General features: G+C 29.0%; 23 protein-coding genes and 1 other annotated feature. Of the genes, 9 read left to right on the top strand and 14 right to left on the bottom strand.

Annotated elements, in window-relative coordinates; genetic code table 11:
- Positions 1-476: 476 nt before the first annotated feature.
- The 6 genes from pepD to ABGT36_RS00090 all read right to left on the bottom strand — a co-directional run bounded on the left by pepD (position 477) and on the right by ABGT36_RS00090 (position 5,684).
- Positions 477-1,913: a beta-Ala-His dipeptidase gene (gene pepD, locus ABGT36_RS00115; protein ID WP_346676358.1), complete on the bottom strand. Its 1,437-nt coding sequence runs from the start codon at positions 1,911-1,913 to the stop codon at positions 477-479.
- Positions 1,914-1,944: 31 nt separating this feature from the next.
- The gene (locus ABGT36_RS00110; RefSeq protein ID WP_346676357.1) at positions 1,945-2,172 is read right to left on the bottom strand and encodes a hypothetical protein; all 228 of its coding nucleotides are present in this window, start codon (positions 2,170-2,172) and stop codon (positions 1,945-1,947) included.
- 144 nt (positions 2,173-2,316) lie between these two features.
- Entirely contained in the window at positions 2,317-2,739 is a 423-nt protein-coding gene (locus ABGT36_RS00105) for a VOC family protein (RefSeq protein WP_346676356.1), read from the bottom strand.
- A 768-nt stretch (positions 2,740-3,507) separates the two neighbouring features.
- Positions 3,508-3,660 (bottom strand): amino acid--tRNA ligase-related protein, encoded by a 153-nt coding sequence (locus ABGT36_RS00100; protein ID WP_239416538.1) that lies wholly within the window; start codon positions 3,658-3,660, stop codon positions 3,508-3,510.
- Between the two features lie 232 nt (positions 3,661-3,892).
- Positions 3,893-4,486, bottom strand: coding sequence for a histidine phosphatase family protein (locus tag ABGT36_RS00095; protein ID WP_087301984.1), 594 nt, complete (start codon positions 4,484-4,486; stop codon positions 3,893-3,895).
- 43 nt (positions 4,487-4,529) lie between these two features.
- A complete protein-coding gene (locus tag ABGT36_RS00090) occupies positions 4,530-5,684 on the bottom strand; it encodes an iron-containing alcohol dehydrogenase (RefSeq protein ID WP_158095833.1) in 1,155 nt (384 codons plus the stop codon).
- 125 nt (positions 5,685-5,809) lie between these two features.
- On the opposite strand from ABGT36_RS00090, the gene ABGT36_RS00085 reads away from it, so the two are divergent.
- From ABGT36_RS00085 to ABGT36_RS00075, 3 genes are all read left to right on the top strand, one after another.
- On the top strand, positions 5,810-6,445 hold the full coding sequence (locus tag ABGT36_RS00085; protein WP_158095223.1) for a TetR family transcriptional regulator: 636 nt from the start codon (positions 5,810-5,812) through the stop codon (positions 6,443-6,445).
- 325 nt (positions 6,446-6,770) lie between these two features.
- Entirely contained in the window at positions 6,771-8,033 is a 1,263-nt protein-coding gene (gene istA, locus ABGT36_RS00080; RefSeq protein WP_346676353.1) for an IS21 family transposase, read from the top strand.
- A gap of 91 nt (positions 8,034-8,124) precedes the next feature.
- Positions 8,125-9,225, top strand: coding sequence for a site-specific integrase (locus ABGT36_RS00075; protein WP_346676351.1), 1,101 nt, complete (start codon positions 8,125-8,127; stop codon positions 9,223-9,225).
- A 177-nt stretch (positions 9,226-9,402) separates the two neighbouring features.
- Here the strand turns inward: ABGT36_RS00075 and lysS are convergent, their stop codons facing one another.
- The 4 genes from lysS to ABGT36_RS00055 form a co-directional block, all read right to left on the bottom strand.
- The gene (gene lysS, locus ABGT36_RS00070) at positions 9,403-10,893 is read right to left on the bottom strand and encodes a lysine--tRNA ligase (RefSeq protein WP_087371226.1); all 1,491 of its coding nucleotides are present in this window, start codon (positions 10,891-10,893) and stop codon (positions 9,403-9,405) included.
- 33 nt (positions 10,894-10,926) lie between these two features.
- Positions 10,927-11,162 (bottom strand) — a binding site (T-box leader).
- Between the two features lie 43 nt (positions 11,163-11,205).
- On the bottom strand, positions 11,206-11,451 hold the full coding sequence (locus ABGT36_RS00065) for a helix-hairpin-helix domain-containing protein (RefSeq protein WP_087299669.1): 246 nt from the start codon (positions 11,449-11,451) through the stop codon (positions 11,206-11,208).
- Positions 11,452-11,575: 124 nt separating this feature from the next.
- Positions 11,576-12,862, bottom strand: coding sequence for an O-acetylhomoserine aminocarboxypropyltransferase/cysteine synthase family protein (locus tag ABGT36_RS00060; protein WP_087299671.1), 1,287 nt, complete (start codon positions 12,860-12,862; stop codon positions 11,576-11,578).
- Positions 12,863-13,073: 211 nt separating this feature from the next.
- Positions 13,074-14,492 (bottom strand): NAD(P)/FAD-dependent oxidoreductase, encoded by a 1,419-nt coding sequence (locus ABGT36_RS00055; protein WP_087371220.1) that lies wholly within the window; start codon positions 14,490-14,492, stop codon positions 13,074-13,076.
- A gap of 198 nt (positions 14,493-14,690) precedes the next feature.
- On the opposite strand from ABGT36_RS00055, the gene thiM reads away from it, so the two are divergent.
- Genes thiM through thiD form a run of 4 tightly spaced genes read left to right on the top strand, consistent with a single transcriptional unit; the run spans position 14,691 to position 17,540 of the window.
- Positions 14,691-15,500 carry a hydroxyethylthiazole kinase gene (gene thiM / locus ABGT36_RS00050; RefSeq protein WP_300077273.1) on the top strand — a complete coding sequence of 270 codons (810 nt, stop codon included), beginning with the start codon at positions 14,691-14,693 and terminating at the stop codon, positions 15,498-15,500.
- Positions 15,487-16,125: a thiamine phosphate synthase gene (thiE, locus tag ABGT36_RS00045; RefSeq protein WP_346676349.1), complete on the top strand. Its 639-nt coding sequence runs from the start codon at positions 15,487-15,489 to the stop codon at positions 16,123-16,125. The genes thiM and thiE overlap by 14 nt, the downstream gene beginning before the upstream one ends.
- The gene (locus ABGT36_RS00040; RefSeq protein WP_346676347.1) at positions 16,118-16,756 is read left to right on the top strand and encodes an HAD family phosphatase; all 639 of its coding nucleotides are present in this window, start codon (positions 16,118-16,120) and stop codon (positions 16,754-16,756) included. Before thiE ends, ABGT36_RS00040 begins: the two co-directional genes overlap by 8 nt.
- 1 nt (position 16,757) lies before the next feature.
- Complete coding sequence (gene thiD / locus ABGT36_RS00035) at positions 16,758-17,540, top strand: bifunctional hydroxymethylpyrimidine kinase/phosphomethylpyrimidine kinase (RefSeq protein WP_300077279.1); 783 nt, start codon at positions 16,758-16,760, stop codon at positions 17,538-17,540.
- Between the two features lie 21 nt (positions 17,541-17,561).
- Here thiD and ABGT36_RS00030 read toward each other — a convergent pair whose 3' ends face one another.
- The gene (locus ABGT36_RS00030) at positions 17,562-17,840 is read right to left on the bottom strand and encodes a hypothetical protein (protein ID WP_087371205.1); all 279 of its coding nucleotides are present in this window, start codon (positions 17,838-17,840) and stop codon (positions 17,562-17,564) included.
- 311 nt (positions 17,841-18,151) lie between these two features.
- On the opposite strand from ABGT36_RS00030, the gene ABGT36_RS00025 reads away from it, so the two are divergent.
- Positions 18,152-18,604, top strand: coding sequence for an N-acetyltransferase (locus ABGT36_RS00025; protein WP_300627095.1), 453 nt, complete (start codon positions 18,152-18,154; stop codon positions 18,602-18,604).
- A 92-nt stretch (positions 18,605-18,696) separates the two neighbouring features.
- On the opposite strand, the gene ABGT36_RS00020 is transcribed toward ABGT36_RS00025, so the two are convergent.
- Positions 18,697-19,314, bottom strand: a complete 618-nt coding sequence (locus ABGT36_RS00020) for a hypothetical protein (protein WP_346676344.1) — start codon at positions 19,312-19,314, stop codon at positions 18,697-18,699.
- A 216-nt stretch (positions 19,315-19,530) separates the two neighbouring features.
- On the opposite strand from ABGT36_RS00020, the gene ABGT36_RS00015 reads away from it, so the two are divergent.
- Entirely contained in the window at positions 19,531-19,857 is a 327-nt protein-coding gene (locus tag ABGT36_RS00015) for a helix-turn-helix domain-containing protein (protein WP_087371202.1), read from the top strand.
- Positions 19,858-19,909: 52 nt separating this feature from the next.
- On the opposite strand, the gene ABGT36_RS00010 is transcribed toward ABGT36_RS00015, so the two are convergent.
- Positions 19,910-20,953, bottom strand: coding sequence for a DNA recombination protein RmuC (locus tag ABGT36_RS00010; RefSeq protein WP_346676341.1), 1,044 nt, complete (start codon positions 20,951-20,953; stop codon positions 19,910-19,912).
- Between the two features lie 169 nt (positions 20,954-21,122).
- A partial coding sequence (locus tag ABGT36_RS00005; RefSeq protein ID WP_346676339.1) for an aldo/keto reductase occupies positions 21,123-21,714 on the bottom strand: 592 nt, incomplete at its 5' end.

The following is a 21,714-nucleotide window of genomic DNA, read 5'->3' as shown; positions in this document are numbered from 1 at the left end:
CCCTCAACAAAAGTATATATGTATTTATCTTAAAGTTAATAAAAAAAGAATAATTAACATTTAAATGCTATTAATTATCCTTTTAAATTATTATTCTTTTATCCAAAACTAAATAAAATTTATAAAGCTTTTTTTGTGGTTGTTTTGCTTTTAGCAAGAACTGATGGTAAACAGTTTTCAATTATTGTAGCAACTTCCATTTCACTAGTCTTACAATCAGTATCAACCCAGTGTTTTTAAGATCATTGTAAAACCTGCTTGAAAATTAATAAATACGCATCATACAATTTATTACTTTATTTAGTATAACAAATAAATTTTAAAACAATTTTTTATCTAATAAACCATTTTATTCGATTCGGTTAATTCTATCGGTGGTCTTTTTTAAATATAGCCACCTTTTGCTTTAACTCCAACATATTAATCTCCTAAAAGCAATAATTCTATTTAATAATATCTTTTTTTGATAAGATTTTTTACAGTTTCTTTAATATCGCTTTTAATACTTCATACATCTTTAAAAAAGAAGCTAGGTTCATTTTTTCTTCTGGTGTATGGGCTCCTGAACATTCAGGTCCAATAGTAATAATATCTAATTCAGGGATAAGCCCTTTTAAGATTCCAATTTCTAACCCGCCATGACTAGCTTGAGTTATCATTTCAGTACCTAACTGCTCTTTAATAACTTCTTTTAAAATATCTCGCATGAATGAATTAGCTTCATAATTCCACCCAGGATAATCCGATTCTATTTGTACACTAGCATTTAATAATGATGTCAAAAGTTCGATTTCGTTAGTTAACTCTTCACGAGCACTAGTCAAAGGACTACGAATTAAATAGTGACATTTTATCTTATTGTCAACAACTCCCATTTGTCCTAAATTTAATGATACCGTTGTAAGATCATCAATAACCATACTTTTAGCTTTAAAACCATCAGGCAATAAATAAATTAAATCAATCGCTTCTTGACTAGTTTTTTCATCAAAACAAACTGGTGCTTTTTTAGGTAATTGGTTTAATGAATATATCAAATCAGGATCACTAAACTCTAATTCTGTTTGGATTTTAGTCATAATATTTTCAAATATTTGTTGCACAACTGATAACGAAGTATCAACAGCGAATTCTACAACACACTCTCTAGCAATAGCATTAGCTTTTAGACCACCAGTTATATTAACTAATCGTATTTTAGTTTTCTTGGACAGATGCTGTAACATTCTAAAAGCAATTTTATTCGCATTTCCTCTTTCCTTACTAATAAATTTTCCTGAATGACCACCTAATAATCCTTCAATCTTTAATCTGTAAGTATCCCAGTTATTATTAATTTGATTAAGTTCTTTTGTTACAGTAACCCTTCTTCCACCTGATGAAGAAACACAAGTTACCGCTTCATTTCCAGTATCCATACTAATCATTCGTTTAGCACGAATTTTATCAGCTGATATGTTTCGCACTCCTAACATTCCTACCTCTTCTTGAACTGTAAAAACACAATCAAGTGGTGGGTGATCAATATCTTTACTTTCTAAGATTGCTAACATATAACTAATAGCATAACCATCATCAGCCCCCAAAGTAGTTCCTTTTGCATGTAAATAACCATCTTCAACATACAATTTTAAAGGATCATTATCAAAATCATGGTCATAATCATAGTCTTTTTCACAAACCATATCTATATGCCCTTGCAACATTACTGGTGGATGATTTTCATACCCCTTAGTACCATCTTTATAAATAATGACATTTTTCATATCATCTTGAAAATATTTCAATTTATTCTTTTTAGCAAATTCAACTAAATAATTGCTTATCTTTTCTTCATGAAAAGATCCTCGAGGAATTTTAGAAATTTCTTCAAAATATTTAAATATTGCTATACTTTCTGTCAAAATCGCCACAATTTTTCCCCCTCGTTTAATATATCATTAACTATTTTTCTTTCTTTATTAATATCATTTTTTGTTTATCTTTACAATTAGGACATTTTAAATAAATTGTTCCAACATAATTATTTAAATTACCAACTATATTAAAGATAGATGGCTGACATTTACATTTACACTTCTCGCATTTAAAACAATACTTCTTTTTTATATATACTGCTCTTATAAACATGAATATTAACAAAGTGATTATAACTAATACTATCCACCACATATTTACACCTCTAATTATAAATTTCAATTACTTCTGCTTTTCCAACATCTTCTTCGAAGCTATCATTATAGATATTCTTAATATTGCATTTTCTTAGCTAATCGGCATTAATTTTTAATATCATTTACAAATTTAACTACTATATTAATAACTCCCTGTTATTTCTAAAATATTACCATCTGGATCGATTACATTAAAATAATAATACGGCATATGAATATTCACATACACTATTTGAGAAACCTTTCCTATTTTCAATGACTTTATTCTTTGGTACTCACTTTTTAAATCATCTGCTTCAAAATTAAAAATAACAACATTATTCTTTTTATAATCATCTTCTTTAAAAAAATCATCAATATAAGCTTGATTAAAATGAATATCCTGTTCCTCTTTTAAAAGCTTTTTATCATATTTTTTATTATAAAGCGCTAACTGATTACCACAATCAAATACTATCCACCTATCATCATTGCAATATAATGGTTCTTTTTGTAAAAGTAATTTATAAAAATTCAAAGATTTTTCTATATCTTCAACACATATATAAGTAGTTCCTAATCTCATATTATTATTCCTTTCAAACTGTAATCATTTATATCTATAATTATAATATCCACTTACTATGATTGCTATCTTTTTGCAATGAAATACTAGTTATCTGATATTATCCACAGTTCATATTCTTTTTTATATAAAATGTTATTAAATCATTACTGCTTTAGATACTTATGATAATATATGAAGATTTATTTTAATTTGTTGTGATACATATTGCATTAATCTCTTTAATTATAAAGATTACCAAAAGAAAATAACCGCCCAACATCAATTGTAACGGTTATATTTTTTGAATAACTTTTATTCTTGGAACAACTACTTAACGATAGCTCCTTTTTCACTTATATTATACGCAACTATGTTATTTTTACAACAATTTTTAATTGTATATTTTATATTAATCTTTACTATTTTATGATAATAGAAAATAATTGTAATATAACTGACTATCCTAATAAAAATATTTAAATTATTATATTAAAATTAATATTTATCTACAATTTAATGACAAATCATCTGTATTTTATAATCAGGTTATTTCTGTCATGGCAAAGGTAATTATATATTACATATGCAAATAGCTAGATAGATATTTATAACGATAACTAAACTGATGTTAAGTTCACTCTAAAAACTAGAAAAGGTAAGGAATGCGACTCCTTACCTTTTTGCATTTGATACAATACTTTTCGATTTACAAGCAGATTATAACATATAACCGCCTAATTTCAAGTATGCCAATTTTTAGCTATTTTATACTTTTTAATTTATCGATTATTTTCCTCTTGGTTTCATTTGAGGGAATAAGATAACTTCTTGGATACTTTCTTGACCAGTTAATAACATAACTAAACGATCAATACCCATACCCATTCCACCAGTTGGTGGTAATCCGTATTCTAATGCTTCTACGTAATCTAAATCCATTTCAATTCATACATAATTTTTATATATATTTTTACATGTTATTTTGTATTAGTAAACGACTAAAAAAATATATAGCTTGTAGATTTTATATATAGTTATCTTATCTTGTATGCCAGAATGTATGCCACTACTTTATATTCATGTTATGTGTTTATTTTAATAATTAGTACGTTTTTAATAAAGATAATAAAAGTACACATTTACTCTAATGATAAGTAAACACGATAGAAATCTATTTGCAACTTTCAAAGTCTGGTCTTATACTGTCAATATATCTAAATGTATCATTTTCATATTCAAAATGCAAAATACAACAATTAGTTAATCCACCTTGATTATTTACAACACTAGGATCCGTTACACTACTTAAAAAAGAATAACACGCTCCTCCATGCGAAACAGCAAGTACACATTGATGATCCATCTTATCCATAATTTCTTTTAAGATACCTGCCACCCTATCAACTACATCTTGAAAATACTCTCCACCATAATGTGGGAATAAATCATCATAATCAAATGACCAATCTATTTTAGGATTTAAATCTTCACTTTCACCCTCAAAAATACCAAAATTTCTTTCTTTTAGCTGTTTTAATCGTTTATATTCAACCTTATGATCAGTAACTATTTCTAGCGTATCACAACACCTCTCAGCTGTAGAACTATAATAATGATCAAATTGAATATCTTTTAAAATTTCTCGAACTGCCTTTGCTTGTTTTACTCCGTTTTCCGTTAATGGAGAATCACACCATCCTTGAATTTTTCTTCTTACATTAAATAACGTTTCTCCATGTCTCATTAAATATAGATGTTTGACCATAATAATGCCTTCCTTTCTTTCTAATCAAACCAATACAATATCGCTATTTGCAACGCAGTAATAATTCATATATCTCTTCTCTTGTTAATTCTCTAGGACCTGTATTAGAAATCTCACATGTCTGAGACACAGTTCTTGCTATATCTTCCGTTAGCTCATATCCTAATTCTGTAAATGTAGTTGACAGTTGAGCCTCCTTGATTAATTTCTCTAATGCCTCTATTCCTTTTAATGCTATATTTTCTTCTGAATCTTTATCATGAATTTCCATAATAACACGTGAAAATCTAGCAAACTTAGATATATCTCCCTTATAAACGGCTCTATAGTACGCCGGTTGAATAACTGCAAGTTGTTGTCCATGTGTACCATGAGAATAAGCTCCTAATGCATTTTCAATTTTATGTGCTTGAAAGTCACCAGGCTTACCAACATTAAACAAAAATGTTTGTACCAATGATGAATCCCACATTAAATTAGATCGAACTTCTAAGCTATCATTTCCATGAATCAATTCTCTCATATTGTAAATAATATCTTTCATTAAACCTTCATTCAATAAGTCTGATACATTAGTGGTTTTTCCAAAATAAGTTTCCATACAATGTGTCAAACTGTCAAATACTCCAGGCATAAATACTTTAAGAGGAACTGTCATAATATAATTTGGATCTTCGATTACAAATTTAGCATACGGACCAGTTAACGTTTTCTTCTCATGTCTTTTTTCATATGTTACTGCTCCCAAACAATCCATCTCCGCTCCTGCTCCGGATAAAGTTAAAATGACAGCAAAATTTCCCATATTTTCTGGAATTACTCCTTTTTCTAATTGAGCTTCCCAAATATCCTCATTAATTTCAGTACCTGAGCAAATGACTTTACAACAATCGATGACAGATCCTCCACCGATAGCAAGGATTAAATCAACATTATTTTCTTTATATAGCTTAATTCCATCCAAAACTTTTTCATAAGTAGGATTTGCTGATATTCCTGGAAAATCAATAATATTCTTTCCGCATTCCCCCAAGACCTCGATAACTTCGTCATAGATACCATTTCTTTTGATTGATTCTTGACCATAAGCGAGCATTATATTCTTGCCATAATGCTTTAATTCGTCTTTAAGATATCTCTTGACACTGTTTTTACCAAAATATACCTTTACAGGCATTTGATATACAAAATCTTTCACAATATCTCTCCCTTCTATAAGGGACATATCGTCTCTTATATAAAACATAATAAGTGATATCGTGTCTCTTGTCAATTGAATTTTTTTTATTTGTTTGCTATAATCTAAAAGAAAGAGTGATGATAATGAAAAAAAACTTTATTAGAGCAAAAAGTCAAGAGAATAAAAATATACGAATACAACAAATCATGGATACTACAGATAAATTATTTTATGAAAAAACTTACCATGAAATAACGCTAACAATGATTGCCAAAGAAATGAATCTTGCAAGAGGTGGACTCTATAAATATGTGACTTCAAAAGAAGAAATTTTTTTGATGATATATTTGCAAAAGCAAGGTATAATGTTGCAAGATATTGTAAATAATTTAAGTCGTGATAAAATAAATCCTGATTCATTATCAAAAGTAATAAGTCAAACAATATATCAACATTTAGACTTTATTAAGTATCATCAAATATTAAACGCTATAATCGAAACAAATGTGACTGTTGAAAAACTTGCTGAATTCAAATTAAAATCACACAAACAAATGACCAGTTTATTTAATATATTAGAAAGAGTATTACAAAAAAACAGAATACAAATTTACGATTTATACCTAACAATATTATATCATTGTGTGTATCTATATGATCGTGTTGCCTATAATAAGAACTATGTAAAAGCAATGAAACTTGCTAATCTTGAAATAGAAAATATTGATTTTGTAGAACATCTTTCCCACTTCATACATATAATTTTTTTTAATAATTAAAGTAAATTTTTTTATTACATATACCAATACTAAATTTAAACAATAGTAAAGATCATTTATTAATATCAATATTTAATAATCAAATCTAGTTATTTGTAGTTTTCTTCTCGAATAAATCACTATCCCCCATTTCGACTATTTTTCAATATTTCTTCAAATTTTCTAGAATAATCAACTTCTCTTTTTAACATTGTTATAAAACTTTTTTTCTATTATAAAAGTTAAAATAAGATTACCCAAATTGTTGCAGATAAGTGGTTACACTTTGCATTAATCAGGGTAATCTTTTTTGATATAATTCTTTCCTGTAAAGGAGTGAATTATATTGAATACAGCAGTCATTAAAATAAATAATTTGGATCAGGCTTTAATGTTAAGCAGTGCCTATAAGGAAGGAGAAATTAAATTGAATGTTTCTAAACTTGCAAGAGAATTAAACTGTAGCCGAAAAACACTAAGCAGAAGGCTAAACGGTATCGCACCTAAAAAAACAAGAAACAGAAAAAGATATTTAGATGATTATAAAGATCTTATATACAAATATTTGTGTGATGAACAGAGAAATTTTGATTATATCGATCATATTTATTATTTTATGAAACGTGAACATGGTATCACCTGTACACGTTCGACATTTTTCAGATACATTAAGGGTAACGAAGAGCTCAATAGTAAATTTAAAAATAACAGAACCGATTCTTTTATCGAACGTTTTGAAACCAATCCTGGTCAACAGGCTCAGTTCGATATGAAAGAAAAAGTTAAACTTACAGATAAAAATGGCACGCAGACAGTAGTATATATTCCTACTCTGACTTTATCATGGTCAAGATATAATTACAGGCAGGTAATATTAAAACCTACAACTGATAACCTGTTAATATTTTTAGCCCAGGCATTTGAAGAAATCGGTGGTGTTCCTAAAGAACTGGTCATTGACAATCTTAAAGCATTTGTAGAAAAGCCTCGTAAATCAGCTGATGATAAAGCTTTATTAAACAGTAAATTTGAAGAATTCTGTAAAGATTATGGAATAACACCTATGCCATGTATGCCATATAGACCTCAAACCAAAGGAAAAACTGAGACACAAAATAAAATAGTGGATCAGCTTAAAAATTATAACGGTTATTATAGCGGATTATCTGATATACATGACAAACTGGAAATAATCAATAACGAGGATAATGAACGTTCCTCACAGGCAACAAGGCTTCCTAGAAATTTTCTTTTAGAAAAAGAAAAAGGTGATCTGCTTCCGTTACCCAGCAAAGAAATCAGAAGCAGGTATCACCTTAAATTAAATGAAGTCTATGTTACAAATGAATCACTATTCCAGTATAAATACAATAAATATTCCCTACCACAAGAATATATTGGAAAACGTGTCGGACTAGTGGTCCAAAACAAAGAACTTCTTATATATTATAACGGAAAAATTATTGAAAAACATCCTATTACTAATAATAAATTTAATATAAAAGAAGAACATGAACTTTATTATAAGAAAACAGATAAGCAGGCAGTTAAAGAAAGCAATCAAATAATATTAAAAGAACTGGAGAATATAATTTATGACAATGACTAATGATGTACTGGAACAATTGAATTATTTAAAACTGAAATCAGCATCACATCAATAGAAAGAATTATCATAATGCTATTGTAGGAGCAATATAATGGCTCAACAAAAAGAAAGTAATGGAACATGGTCATTCTATGGAAAACTACCGAAAGATGAAAATGGAAAAAGAAAGAATTATAAACGTAGCGGATTTAAAAGCAAAAAAGCAGCAAAATTAGCGGAAGCAGAATTTTTGAAACAATATAATAATATTTTACCAACTCGTATAAAATTAAATGATTTGATTGAGGAGTATCATAAAGATGCTCCCAATCATATTAAATTATCTACTCTCAAGGCTTATAAGAGATTTGAAACACATGTTATATCACCTAGTTTTGGTAATCGTTATATTGATGATATTACAACATTAGAAATTACACGTTGGATTAATGCTATTTCACAAAATGGATATGATGGGAGAATTTATGGCGAATCATCTACACGTAATATTTTACTACACCTGTCAGGTTTATTCACATATGCTGTTGATCATGACTGGTTACAAAAGAATCCATGTCATAAAGTTAAACCACCTAAAGATCCAAATAAGATTATAAAAAGGCAATCTAGTGAAGAAAACTTTTGGGAGATAGATGAATATCACAAATTTATTAATAGCGTTGAAGATGAATATAAAAGGGATATTTATGAATTTATGTTTCTTACTGGTTTACGTATTGGTGAATTCTGTGCTTTACAATGGAAAGATGTCGATCTTATTAATAATAAATTAAGAATATCTAAATCATTAAGTGCGATTACATCACAAATAACATCACCTAAAACTTCACGTTCAAATAGAACTATTCAATTACCAGATAGACTGGTAGAAAAATTAAAAAGGCGATATATTATTGTTTCTCAACAGGATGGATTTAATGAAGACTATTATTTATATAAGGATCAAACCTATATCTCTATAGCTACACTTAGAAGATGGTTTAATGCAGATGTAAAAAAATCTGGAGTTAAAAAAATAACAGTACATGGACTAAGACATTCTCATGCAAGCTATTTATTGTCAAATCCTGTGATTTCTGAATTATTAATTGCTGATAGATTGGGGCATAGTGTAGAAATGTTACGAAGTACGTATACACATATTTATGAAAATAGTCGTAAGAACTTAATTGAATATATTGATAAATTATAATATAGTGTATGCCACTTGTATGCCAGTATCATAAATCTCGCTATGAGAGTCAAATAAAAAAAGCATAACAATAAACTCAATATCATTTCGTTTATAGAGATGATTATTGTTTAAGTTATGCTTTTTATTTTTATTATTTATTGGGTTAAAATAATTCAAATTATCCTGATTTTATCACTATTTATTTCTTGGTTTCATTTGTGGGAACAAGATAACTTCTTGGATAGATTCTTGACCAGTTAATAACATCACAAGTCTATCAATACCCATACCCATTCCACCTGTTGGTGGTAATCCGTATTCTAATGCTTCTACATAATCTAAATCCATTTCATTAGCTTCGTCATTTCCAAGTTCTTTTTCTTTTAACTGATTTGCAAATCTTTCATATTGATCATCTGGGTCATTTAATTCATTAAAAGCATTTGCATATTCATTACCACAGATAAATAATTCAAAACGTTGTGTAAAACGTGGATCTTCAGGATTTTTTCTTGCTAATGGTGAAATTTCTACTGGATGTCCATAAACAAATGTTGGATCAACAATTGTTTCTTCTACATATTTTTCAAAGAATTCATTAATGATATGACCATATTCATAATGTGGTTCTACTTCAATACCATGTTCTTTAGCTAATTCTTTAGCTTGTTCAAAAGTCATATCTCCTGCAAAATCAATTCCTGTTTTTTCTTTTATTGCTTCTGTCATAGAAATACGTTTAAATCCAGGAGCTAAAGAAATTTTATGTCCTTTATATTCAATATCATATGTACCACAAACTTCATTAGCTGCATTAGAAATGATTCCTTCAGTTAAATCCATCATTCCTTCTAAGTCACTGAAAGCTTTATAAACTTCAATTGTTGTAAATTCTGGATTATGTGTTCTATCCATTCCTTCATTTCTAAATAAACGTCCAATTTCATAAACAGCATCCATACCACCAACAATTAATCTTTTTAAAGATAATTCAGTAGCAATACGTAAATAATAGTTCATATCTAATGTATTGTGATGAGTGATAAATGGACGAGCAGCTGCACCACCTAAAATAGGATTTAATACTGGTGTTTCTACTTCTACATATCCTTTACTATCTAAATAATGTTGAATTGAACGAATAATTTTAGGTCTTGTAAATGCGATTTTACGAGCATCTTCATTCATAATTAAATCAACATAGCGACGACGATAACGTTCTTCAACATCAGTTAAACCATGATATTTTTCTGGTAATGGGCGTAAAGCTTTTGTTAAGTGAGTATAGCTAGATACTTTAATTGAACATTCACCTGTATTAGTCATGAATACAGTTCCTTTTACACCTACAATGTCTCCAATATCACCTTTTTTGATGATTTCATATACATCTTCACCAACAGTATCCTTACGGATATATAATTGGATTTGTCCATCACGATCTTGAATATGCATGAAACATACTTTACCTTTACGACGTTTAGTCATAATTCTTCCAGCAACGCTAACTTCAATAGCTAACTCTTCTAATTCTTCATGAGTTTTATCACCATATGTTTCTTTAATTTCTTTTGAATAAGCTGTTACATCAAATCTTTGACCAAATGGATCAATTCCTTTTTCTACTAATTCTTTTAACTTTTCGCGGCGAACTAATTCTTGTTCACTAAACTTTCTTTCTTCCATTTTCTCCTCCTAAAATATAAAAAGCTTCCATCCGCAAGGGACGAAAGCTATCGTGGTACCACCCTAATTCGTTAATAAGTCACCTTATTAACCTCATCAACTATCTAATAATAGTCTTGCCTGTAACGTGGCTCACGTTATCTAATCAATTTAAGTATCCTAGATACGGCTCCTAGTCTTTATTCATTGTACCATTCATTATCTCTTTCCACCAGCCGAGACTCTCTATAATTTCAAAATACAATTACTCCTCTATTCATCGCCTTTATTTATACGTTGTAATCTTAACTTATCTAATCTTGCTTGTCAATATCAATCTTTCCAATACCACCACTTTAATTTATCTGGATCAGGATTTTTGGTATTAGCATAATAAACAACCATTCGATACATATATAGCTGACAACGATCTACTTCTAAATCCCGTAACTCACATTCTTTTTGATACATCTTTTCAGGATCAGCACCTTTTAATGATTCAATTGTGTTATATCCAATTAAATTTAATGATGCTTCAGTTGCTTTACCAACATAAGGTATTTTTCTAAGTTCGCCCATATAATCACCTTCTATTTAATTGTAACATAAAAGCCACTTATAGTGGCTTTTAGTCAATAGAAATTTAAGGTTTTGGCAACTACATTAGTAGTATAACCATACATAAATTTTTTATACTCATTATTTAAATTTGTTTAAAAGCATTATCAAGATCTTCTATTAAATCACAAATGTGTTCTGTTCCAATTGATAATCTAATCGTATTTGGTTTAATTCCAGAATTCAACAATTCTTGTTCATTCATTTGTGAATGAGTTGTACTAGCAGGATGAATAACTAGCGATTTTACATCTGCGACATTGGCTAGTAAAGAAAAGATTTCTAAAGAATCAATAAACTTCTTAGCTTCTAAAGCACCACCTTTAATTTCAAAAGTAAAGATAGAACCAGCACCATTTTTAAAATAACGCTTATATAAATGATTGTATGAACTATCTTTTAATGATGGATGATTTACTTTTTCAACTAATGGATGATTATTTAAATAATCTACAATTTTTAAAGCATTTTCAACATGTCGCTCTACTCTTAGTGATAGTGTTTCTACTCCCTGTAATAACAAAAATGCATTAAATGGGGAAATAGCAGCACCAGTATCACGTAGATAAATAGCTCTTATTCTTGTAATATAGGCTTTATTGCCAGCAACCTCATCAAAAACTACATTATGATAACTAGCATCTGGTTTTGTTAATTGTGGAAATTTACCAGAAGCTCGCCAATCAAAATTACCTGAATCAACTATTATTCCACCTAAGGTCGTACCATGACCACCAATAAATTTAGTTGCTGAATGAACTACAATATCACATCCATGTTCAATTGGTCTAAATAAATATGGTGATGCAAATGTATTATCAACAATTAATGGTATTTTAAAATCATGAGCTATTTTAGCTACGGCTTCAATATCGATCAAACTAGAATTAGGATTACCTAAGGTTTCTATAAAAATTGCTTTGGTATTTTCTTTTAAAGCTTTTTTAAAATTTTCTGGATCGTCGCCATCAACAAATGTCGTAGTAATTCCATAACTAACTAAAGTGTGTGCTAATAAATTATATGAGCCCCCATAGATTTGTTTAGCGGCAACTATATGATCACCTGCCTGAGTTAAAGATATTAGAGCATAAGTTATTGCAGCAGCACCAGAAGCTACCGCTAATGCACCAACCCCTCCTTCTAAAGCAGCGATTCGATTTTCTAGTACCTCTTGAGTACTGTTAGTTAAGCGACCATAAATATTACCAGCATCACTTAAACTAAAGCGCTCTTCAGCCTGTTTACAATCTTTAAAAACATATGACGTTGTTTGATAAATTGGAACAGCACGTGCACCTGTTGCAATGTCAGGTGTTTCTTGTCCAATATGTAATTGTTTTGTTTCAAATCTTAATTCTTTTTTATTCATTATTATATCCCCTTTTTTACTTTTCTTTTAGATTTATACAAAACAACACATTCGTCCATTTCTAAAGTTATGTCTTAACTGTTTTAACAGTTCAAAACTCATCTTCCCACCTCTATTCATACTATTTTAGTATGAATTAAGTATAGAAAATATCATTATCCTTGTCAATAAATATCGTAAAACAAAAAAAGTCTTACTAAAAGTGTAAGACTTATTTAATATGATCAATAATATGACGTGCTACAATAATACCATTAGCACCAGCTTGAGCTAATCCTCTAGTTAAACCAGCTCCATCACCAGCAACATATAAATTATCAATTTCACATTCAAAACCTTCTCTTACTTTAGGTCTTGCAGAATAGAATTTAGCTTCTACTCCATATAATAATGTATGCTCATTAGCAATTCCTGGAGTAACATTATCTAATGCTTCAATCATTTCAATAATTGACTTCATAGTATTATAAGGAAGTACTAATCCTAAATCTCCAGGTACAGCCTCAGCAAGTGTAGGTACTGTATAACCTTCTTTTAAACGTTTTTCAGTAGTACGACGTCCTCTTTTAATATCACCATATCTTTGAACAATTACAGAACCATTAGATAACTTATTAGCTAAACGACTTACTTCATGAGCAAATTCATTTGGTTCATTAAATGGTTCACTAAATGTATGAGAAACTAATAATGCAAAGTTTGTATTTTTGCTACCTAATTTTGGATCATGATAAGCATGTCCATTAGCTAACATTGTTCCACTATGGTTTTCAATAACAACATGACCAGATGGGTTTGAACAGAATGTTCTTACTCGAGTTCCCACACTAGCATTATAAACAAATTTACCTTCATATAAATTTTCATTAATTTCATTCATAACTATATTACTAGTTTCAACACGAACTCCAATATCAACCTGGTTATTGTATAATTCGATTCCATGTTGTTTTAAAACTTTTGTTAACCAGGCAGAACCATCACGTCCAGGTGCTAAAACAATCTTCTTAGCTTTAATTTCTTGACCATTTTCTAATATGACTCCTGAAGCCTGATTATTTTCCACAATCACTTCTTTAACTGCAGTAGCAAAAGCCATATCGATATGTTTCTTTAACTCATTAGACATTTCTGTCATGATTCTTAAATTTTCTTCTGTTCCTAAATGACGAACTTTAGCACGCAATAATTTTAATCCTACTGCATATCCACGATGTTCGATTTCTTTTACTTTATCAGTAGTTGGATCAGTAATTTCCTCAGTAGCTCCATGGCGTAAATATAAATCATCAACATAATGAATAATATCTTCAACTTCATCTGTTGAAAGGTAGTCAGTTAGCCAGCCACCAAATTCACTTGTAATATTAAATTTTCCATCTGAATAAGCTCCAGCACCACCAAAACCAGATGTAATTGAACAAGCTGGTAAGCATCCTGGTTCATTATCTTTAATTATTGGACACGCTTTGATCTTTTTTTCTTTAATCGGACAACGTCTATCCATTACATCGCGTCCTTTATCAACTAATAACACACTTAAATCGGGCTGCTTTAAATATAATTCATAACAAGCCATAATTCCTGCCGGTCCAGCCCCAACAACTATGACATCATAACTATCTTTCATTTATAATCGCTCCATTCTAGGTTTTTTGCCAACCCAATAGATTATACTAGAAAATTTAATTATAAGCAACTATACTTTTTGATTATTAACAAAAAATATAGTAATAATCACTTAATTGTCTAACTAACAATAAAATGCTATGATATAAACAACCAATATATTAATTTGAAAGTGAGTAAAAAAATGTATGAGAATGTAATGAAGGAAGTAAAGTTTCGTAATCCCATTGTTCATTGTATTACTAATTATGTCACTGTTAACGACTGTGCTAATGCGATTTTAGCAACTGGTGGCAGTCCAATAATGGCTGATGATCCTAATGAAGTTGTGGAAATTACAACTATTAGTAATTCATTAGTTATCAACCTTGGTACCCTTAATGAAAATAAAATAATCGCGATGGTTAAAGCAGGAAAAATGGCTAATCATCTTAATCATCCTATTATTTTTGATCCTGTTGGGGTAGGTGCTAGTGCATTTAGAAAAGAAGCCGCTAAAAAATTATTGAGTGAAATTAATTTTACAGTTATTCGTGGTAATATTTCAGAAATCAAAACTTTAGCTAAAAACTTTACCGCTAGCAGTGCCATTGATGCTAATATTAATGACTTAGTCACTAATTCAAATCTAGATGAAACTATTAGTTTTGCTAAAAAGTTTAGTCAGGAAACTGGCGCTATTATTGCAATTACTGGAGAAATTGATATTGTTGCTAATGCTAATAAAGCATTTGTGATTAAAAATGGCTGTTCAACTATGGCTAAAATAAGCGGTACTGGCTGCATGCTTTCAGCTATCTTAGGTGCTTTTGTAGCGGTAGGTCAAAGTGACATTTTAGAAACTACAGCCTACACTACTGCTTTAATGGGGTATTGTGGAGAAATTGCTGATCAAAAAATTCGTAATCAAGACTTAGGTACTGGCAGCTTTAAAGTTTATTTAATCGATGCTTTAAGTACAATTACTTTTCCAAAATTAAAGGCAGGTGTAAAAATTGAACTTTATTAAAGAACAACTAAACTTATATTTAGTTACCGATAGACACTGGCTAGCTAATCGAAACCTAGAAGATGATGTAGAAAAAGCAATTTTAGGTGGTGTTACCATGGTGCAGCTTCGTGAAAAAAACATTGATAATGATTCTTTTATCGAACTAGCTAAAAAAGTTAAACAAGTTTGTAACAAATATAAGGTTCCTTTTATAATCAATGATAACTTAGAAGTAGCTTTAGCTGTTGATAGTGATGGAATTCATATCGGTCAAGATGATTTACCAGCTAGTTTGATTCGTCAAAAAATTGGTCCAGATAAAATTTTAGGAGTTTCTGCCCATAATTTAGATGAAGCTATCGCTGCTAAAAAAGCGGGAGCAACTTACTTAGGAGCAGGAGCGATGTTTTCAACAACTACAAAAGATAATACTACTAATCTTAGTATTGAACAGCTACAGACAATAACAAAAAATGTTGATATCCCAGTTGTTGCTATTGGTGGTATCAATTATGATAATTGTTTGTCTTTAAAAAACTGTAACTTAGCAGGAATTGCTGTTGTATCAGCCATTATGGCAGCTACTAATATTAGTGAAGCCGCTTCAAATTTAAAAAAGCGAGCTCAGGTTATTTATGATTAAAGGTTATATAATTGATTTAGATGGTACTTTACTTGATTCAATGTTTATTTGGAATAATATAGGTAGTCGTTATTTACTTTCTAAAAATATTATTCCAAAAAATGATTTAGATAAAATTTTAGCACCATTATCAATTAATCAAGCTATCAAATATATAAGCAAAGAATATTCTTTAAATGAATCTTATCAACAAATCTACCAGGAAATAAATACATTGCTTAAAAAACGTTATTTAACTGAAACCACATTAAAACCTGGTGCTAAAGATTTTTTAATTAAATGTGTAAAAGAACAAAAGAAATTATGCTTGCTAACTGCTAATACCTTAGAAATTACAAATACAATTTTAGATAAATATTCTTTATCAAAATTATTTACAAAAATTATTACTACTGAACAAACTGATTTAGATAAACAAAATGGTGAAATATACCAGTTTGCAGCTAAACAGTTAAAATTAAAAATAAATGAATGTGTTGTAATTGAGGATGCCTTTCATGCAATTGTATCAGCAAAGCAAGCAGGATTTACTGTCTGGGCTATTTATGATACAAGTAATCAAGATAAATGGGCTCAAATTTGTACTATAAGTGATAAATATTTTAAAAATATATCTGAAATGGGGGATTAAAATGAAAAAAGTTTTAACTATTGCCGGTTCTGATTGCTCTGGTGGCGCCGGGATCCAAGCTGATTTAAAAACAATGATGGCTCATAAAGTTTATGGAATGAGTGTAATTACTGCTTTAACTGCTCAAAACACTATGGGGGTTAGCGATATTATGGATGTTACACCAGAATTTCTAGGTGAACAATTGGATAGCATCTTTGATGATATTTATCCTGATGCTGTTAAAATTGGGATGGTTTCTAATCCTGAATTAATTGCAATGATAGTAAAAAAATTAAGTGAACATCCTGATTTAAAAATAGTGGTTGATCCAGTAATGGTAGCAACTAGTGGTTCACGTTTACTTGCCGATAATGCATTAAAAATTTTAAAAGAAAAACTTATTCCACTTGCAACGATCATTACACCAAATATTCCTGAAGCAACAGTACTTACTGATATTCAAATAAATAGTAAAGATGATATGGTAAAGGCTGCTAAGAAAATATCTGAGTGGTATTCAGGACATATTTTAATCAAAGGTGGTCATTTTGAAAATCGTGCTGATGATTTGCTTTATTTCCAAGGAAATATAGTATGGTTAAAAGAAGATAAAATTGATAATCCTAATACTCATGGTACAGGATGTACTCTTTCTTCTGCTATTGCATCAAACTTAGCATTAGGCTATTGTGTTGAAGATAGTGTTACACAAGCAAAAGCTTATTTAACTGGAGCTTTAAAAGATAACTTAGATTTAGGTCATGGCAGTGGTCCACTAAATCATTGCTGGAACATAAAATAAGAACACTATAAATTAGTGTTCTTATTCATCATTTTTTAAATTTTGTTTTAAATTATCAATTTTTTCTTGTAATCTTTCAATTTCTTTAATAATTTCAGCAGTTTCTTCATCAATGACATTATCTTTTAACATAATATTATAATAAATCTTTCCTAATTTAATGAATTGTTCATCCATATCAGCTTCAGCACTTTTTATACTTACCTTAGTTTTAGCAGTATCAGCCAATTCTGATGATTTCTCAATTGTTTTTTCTGTTAACTTTACTGCTTTCTTACTTAAATTATCAAATAAGGCCATAATAATTCCTCCTTAGTATAATTATACCATCATTATCAAATAATAGACAAAATTGTAAACCATAAACTTATCCTAGAATATTTGCTCCATTAAAATTTCTAACTATATGTCTATTTAATTCAATAGATATCATCGATTCTACTGATTAATAGATAAGCAACTAGATTGATTATTAAAATTAAAGCTGTATCTCATCATTATTAAATCCTTTTTAAATTACAGTAATAATATAGAATCACTGACTAATATTTTTATTAAGATTTGTAAATATGTTAGTCTTTTTATATAATAAATTCAAGTGAGGTGTGATTATGATAAGAAGAGCTCAAGAAAATGATATTAATGGAATTAATAATCTTTTGTATCAAGTGAATAATGTTCACGCTGATGGAAGACCAGATTTATTTAAACATGGGGGTAAAAAATATAATGATGAGCAGCTTTTAGCAATCATCAATGATGATAGTCGCCCTATTTTTGTTTATACCGATGAAAAGCAAAAAGTTTTAGGATATGCTTTTTGTATCTTTCAAAACAATTATGGTAACAAAATAACTTTATACATTGATGATTTATGTGTTGATGAAAATTGTCGTGGTCAACATATTGGCACTAAACTATATGAACACGTTGTTAGCTTTGCTAAAGAACATGATTGTTATCATATTACCTTGAATGTTTGGTGTTTAAATGAATCTGCAATGAAATTTTATGAAAAATGTGGTTTAACACCATTGAAAATAATGATGGAAAAAACTTTATAAAAACTATTATAAGCAACAAAATGCTCATAATAGCTCTTTATTTAAAAAATGTACGATAATCGTACATTTTTTAAATAATTAATAATACCCATTTAATCACTACATGTTATTTTTAAATCCATAAAATATGCTTCGGTTCCAACATCAACAAAGAATCCAATTGCTCCATGTTTTCCAACCCCATGTTTCATATTATCAACAACTAAAACTGGTTCCTTGTTATCATTTAGATAAAATTTAGCCTGCTCATTTTCAATAACCGCTTTTAAACTGATCCATTCATCCAATCCAATATCAGCTGGTCCTTCATAATCAGTAATATTTTTATCTCTAAAATAAGCAAATGTATATTTAGGATATGAAAAATACTGACACCCGCGATTTTTTCTCACTGGATCATCAATTCGACCATTAGTTGGTCTAAGATAGAATGATTCAAAAGCAGAATCATCTTCATTAATTCTATAAGCAATTCCAATAAATCCTCGTGCAAAATCAGGAGCATCTTTTAAAAGACGGCTTAACATCTTTACTTCAATAACTCCATTATGAAATGATGAATCTATCAGTTTAGCATAAGTATTTTCATCAAATTCCATAATCTTTTTAGCTTTAACTACTTTTAATACTTGTTCATTATCAATATTTATATTTTCTATTTTAGTATTTACCGGTTCAAAATTATTCATATCTAAATTTATATTTTTCACACTTACACCCTTTTCTTATGTTTATTTTCAATTATTATTTTACTTAGTTTTTCTTCTTTAACAAGTAGGCACTTTTTGGTAAGAAATGGGATTATTATGTTTTAATTTATAATTCTTGTATCAAATCTATAGAGCAATTATAATATATATAGATTATTTTGATGCTAACATCCTTTTAGAGAGTTATAGTATTATTTAGTGTGTAGGAGAATAACAATGTTAAAAAAAGAAAATATGCCTGAATGTCCAGTAGCAACTACTGTACAATTGATCGGCAGTAAATGGAAATTACTTATTTTACGCGACCTATTAACTGGTAAAAAGCGTTATAATGAACTACGAAAATCTTTACCTGATATTTCACAAAAAGTACTAACAACAACTTTAAAATCAATGGTTAATGATGGTATTGTCATTAGAACAGCTTACCCTGAAGTACCTCCTAGAGTTGAGTATAGTTTAAGTGAACTAGGTGAATCAATGCGTCCAGTTATTGCTGTAATGGAACAATGGGGCAATGAGTACAAAAAATCTTTGGATTAAAAATGCCAGCGTTAGTTAATACTTGCGCTGGCTTAAAACGTTTTATTTATAATTATTGATTACTATCATCTATTGTTTCAGGTTCATATCCATCATGAATTTTTATAATTCTTTTACCTATTTTTTCTGCAGAAATCCGAACATCTTTAAATAATTTTTGTGCTCTAATAATTGCTTGGTCAACACTATCTAAACGCTCTGTCAATCTAGTAACATCTTCATACATTGCCACAATATCTTTTTCCAAAGTTTTAATATGCTTGCTACGATTAAAATCTTTAGTAATATTAATCAATGTAAAAACTACTCCTATTAATGTTGTCGGACAAGTAATTAAAACATGTTTACTATGAGCATATTGAATTAAATTTGCACAATTTCCACATATATACATATAAATAGCTTCACTAGGAATAAACATTACTGCATTTTCAACAGTTTGACTGCTGATATATTTTTTAGAAATATCATTGATATGTTTTTTTATATCTTGTCTAAATGCTGCTTCATATTTTAAGCGTTCTCTTTCTAAAGTATCTTCATCAATAAACTTTTGATAATTTTCTAATGGAAACTTAGAATCAATAATCATTATTTTATCTGTACCTGGTAAATGTAAAGCAACATCACCAATATAACCATTTTTAAGTTTATATTGTGTTTCAAATATTTCCTGATTGTCACCTGCATAAACGCTTAATAGATTGTTTAACTGATATTCACCCCAATTACCACGGGATTTTTTATTTATCATAATGTCATTAATATCATTAATTCGGTTAGCTATATCAGCTACTTTTTGAAAAGAAAGTGAAGATTCTTTTAATAAACTTTGAACGCTATCATTCATATTTTTTAATCGTTCCCCAAAACGTTCATCATTTCCTAAGCTTTTTTGATTTTGTTGATTTAAAAGCTTTATTGTTTCGTTTTGAGAATTAAGAATTGTAGTAATTTGACTGATTGTATCATCTTTTTGCATTAGCATTAATTGTTGCTGTTGCATTTTTTTATTTGTTTTTGTTAATTGATAAAACATAATAATTATTAAAATTAAAATTATTATGATTCCAATTAGTATTAGTAATTCATTCATTTTATATTATCTCCTTTCCCAATATATAAAATTTTTTGCATAGTTTTAATAATAAAAAACACTATCAAAAGTATAAGTTATATTAATATAAATGTCTAGAAAAGGAAATCTTTGTCTTAGAATTAAAAAGCCGATTTTAAATATATAAAATCAGCTTTTTAAAATATTTTTAATCATGAATTTTTCTAGATAAACACATTCTGACGAAATCTGGTTCAAAATGTTTAGCACGAGAACCACTATAACCCATATCTAATGAAGATATTTTTTTCATTTCATCTTCATTTAATTGAAAATCAAAAACATCGATATTTTCTTTAATTCTTTCTAAATGTGTTGATTTAGGAATTACTACAACTCCTCTTTGAATGTTCCAGCGTAATAAAACCTGTCCAACTGACTTATTATACTTTTCAGCGATTTCTATAAGCATTTTATCTTCAAATGGATTATAACGTCCACCACCAAGTGGTGCCCAGGCTTCAGGAATAACATCATAATATTTCATAGTTTCTAAAGCTTGTTCTTGAGTGAAATATGGATGTAATTCAACCTGATTTACCATTGGTTTAATATCGACAGTTTCACAAAAGTTAGTTAAAATATTAGGATAAAAATTTGATACTCCAATAGCTTTTAATTTTCCTTCTCGATAGGCATCTTCAAAAGCACGCCATGCAGAAAAATAATCACCTAATGCTTGATGTAATAAATATAAATCAATATATTCTAATCCACTTTTTTCAATTGATGCATCGATT

The sequence above is a fragment of the Erysipelatoclostridium sp. An173 genome, from assembly GCF_963931465.1.
GTDB classification, from domain to species: domain Bacteria; phylum Bacillota_I; class Bacilli_A; order Erysipelotrichales; family Coprobacillaceae; genus Thomasclavelia; species Thomasclavelia merdavium.
The sequence above is the reverse complement of the archived record's forward strand: the minus strand, read 5'-3'. Positions and strand labels throughout refer to the sequence as shown.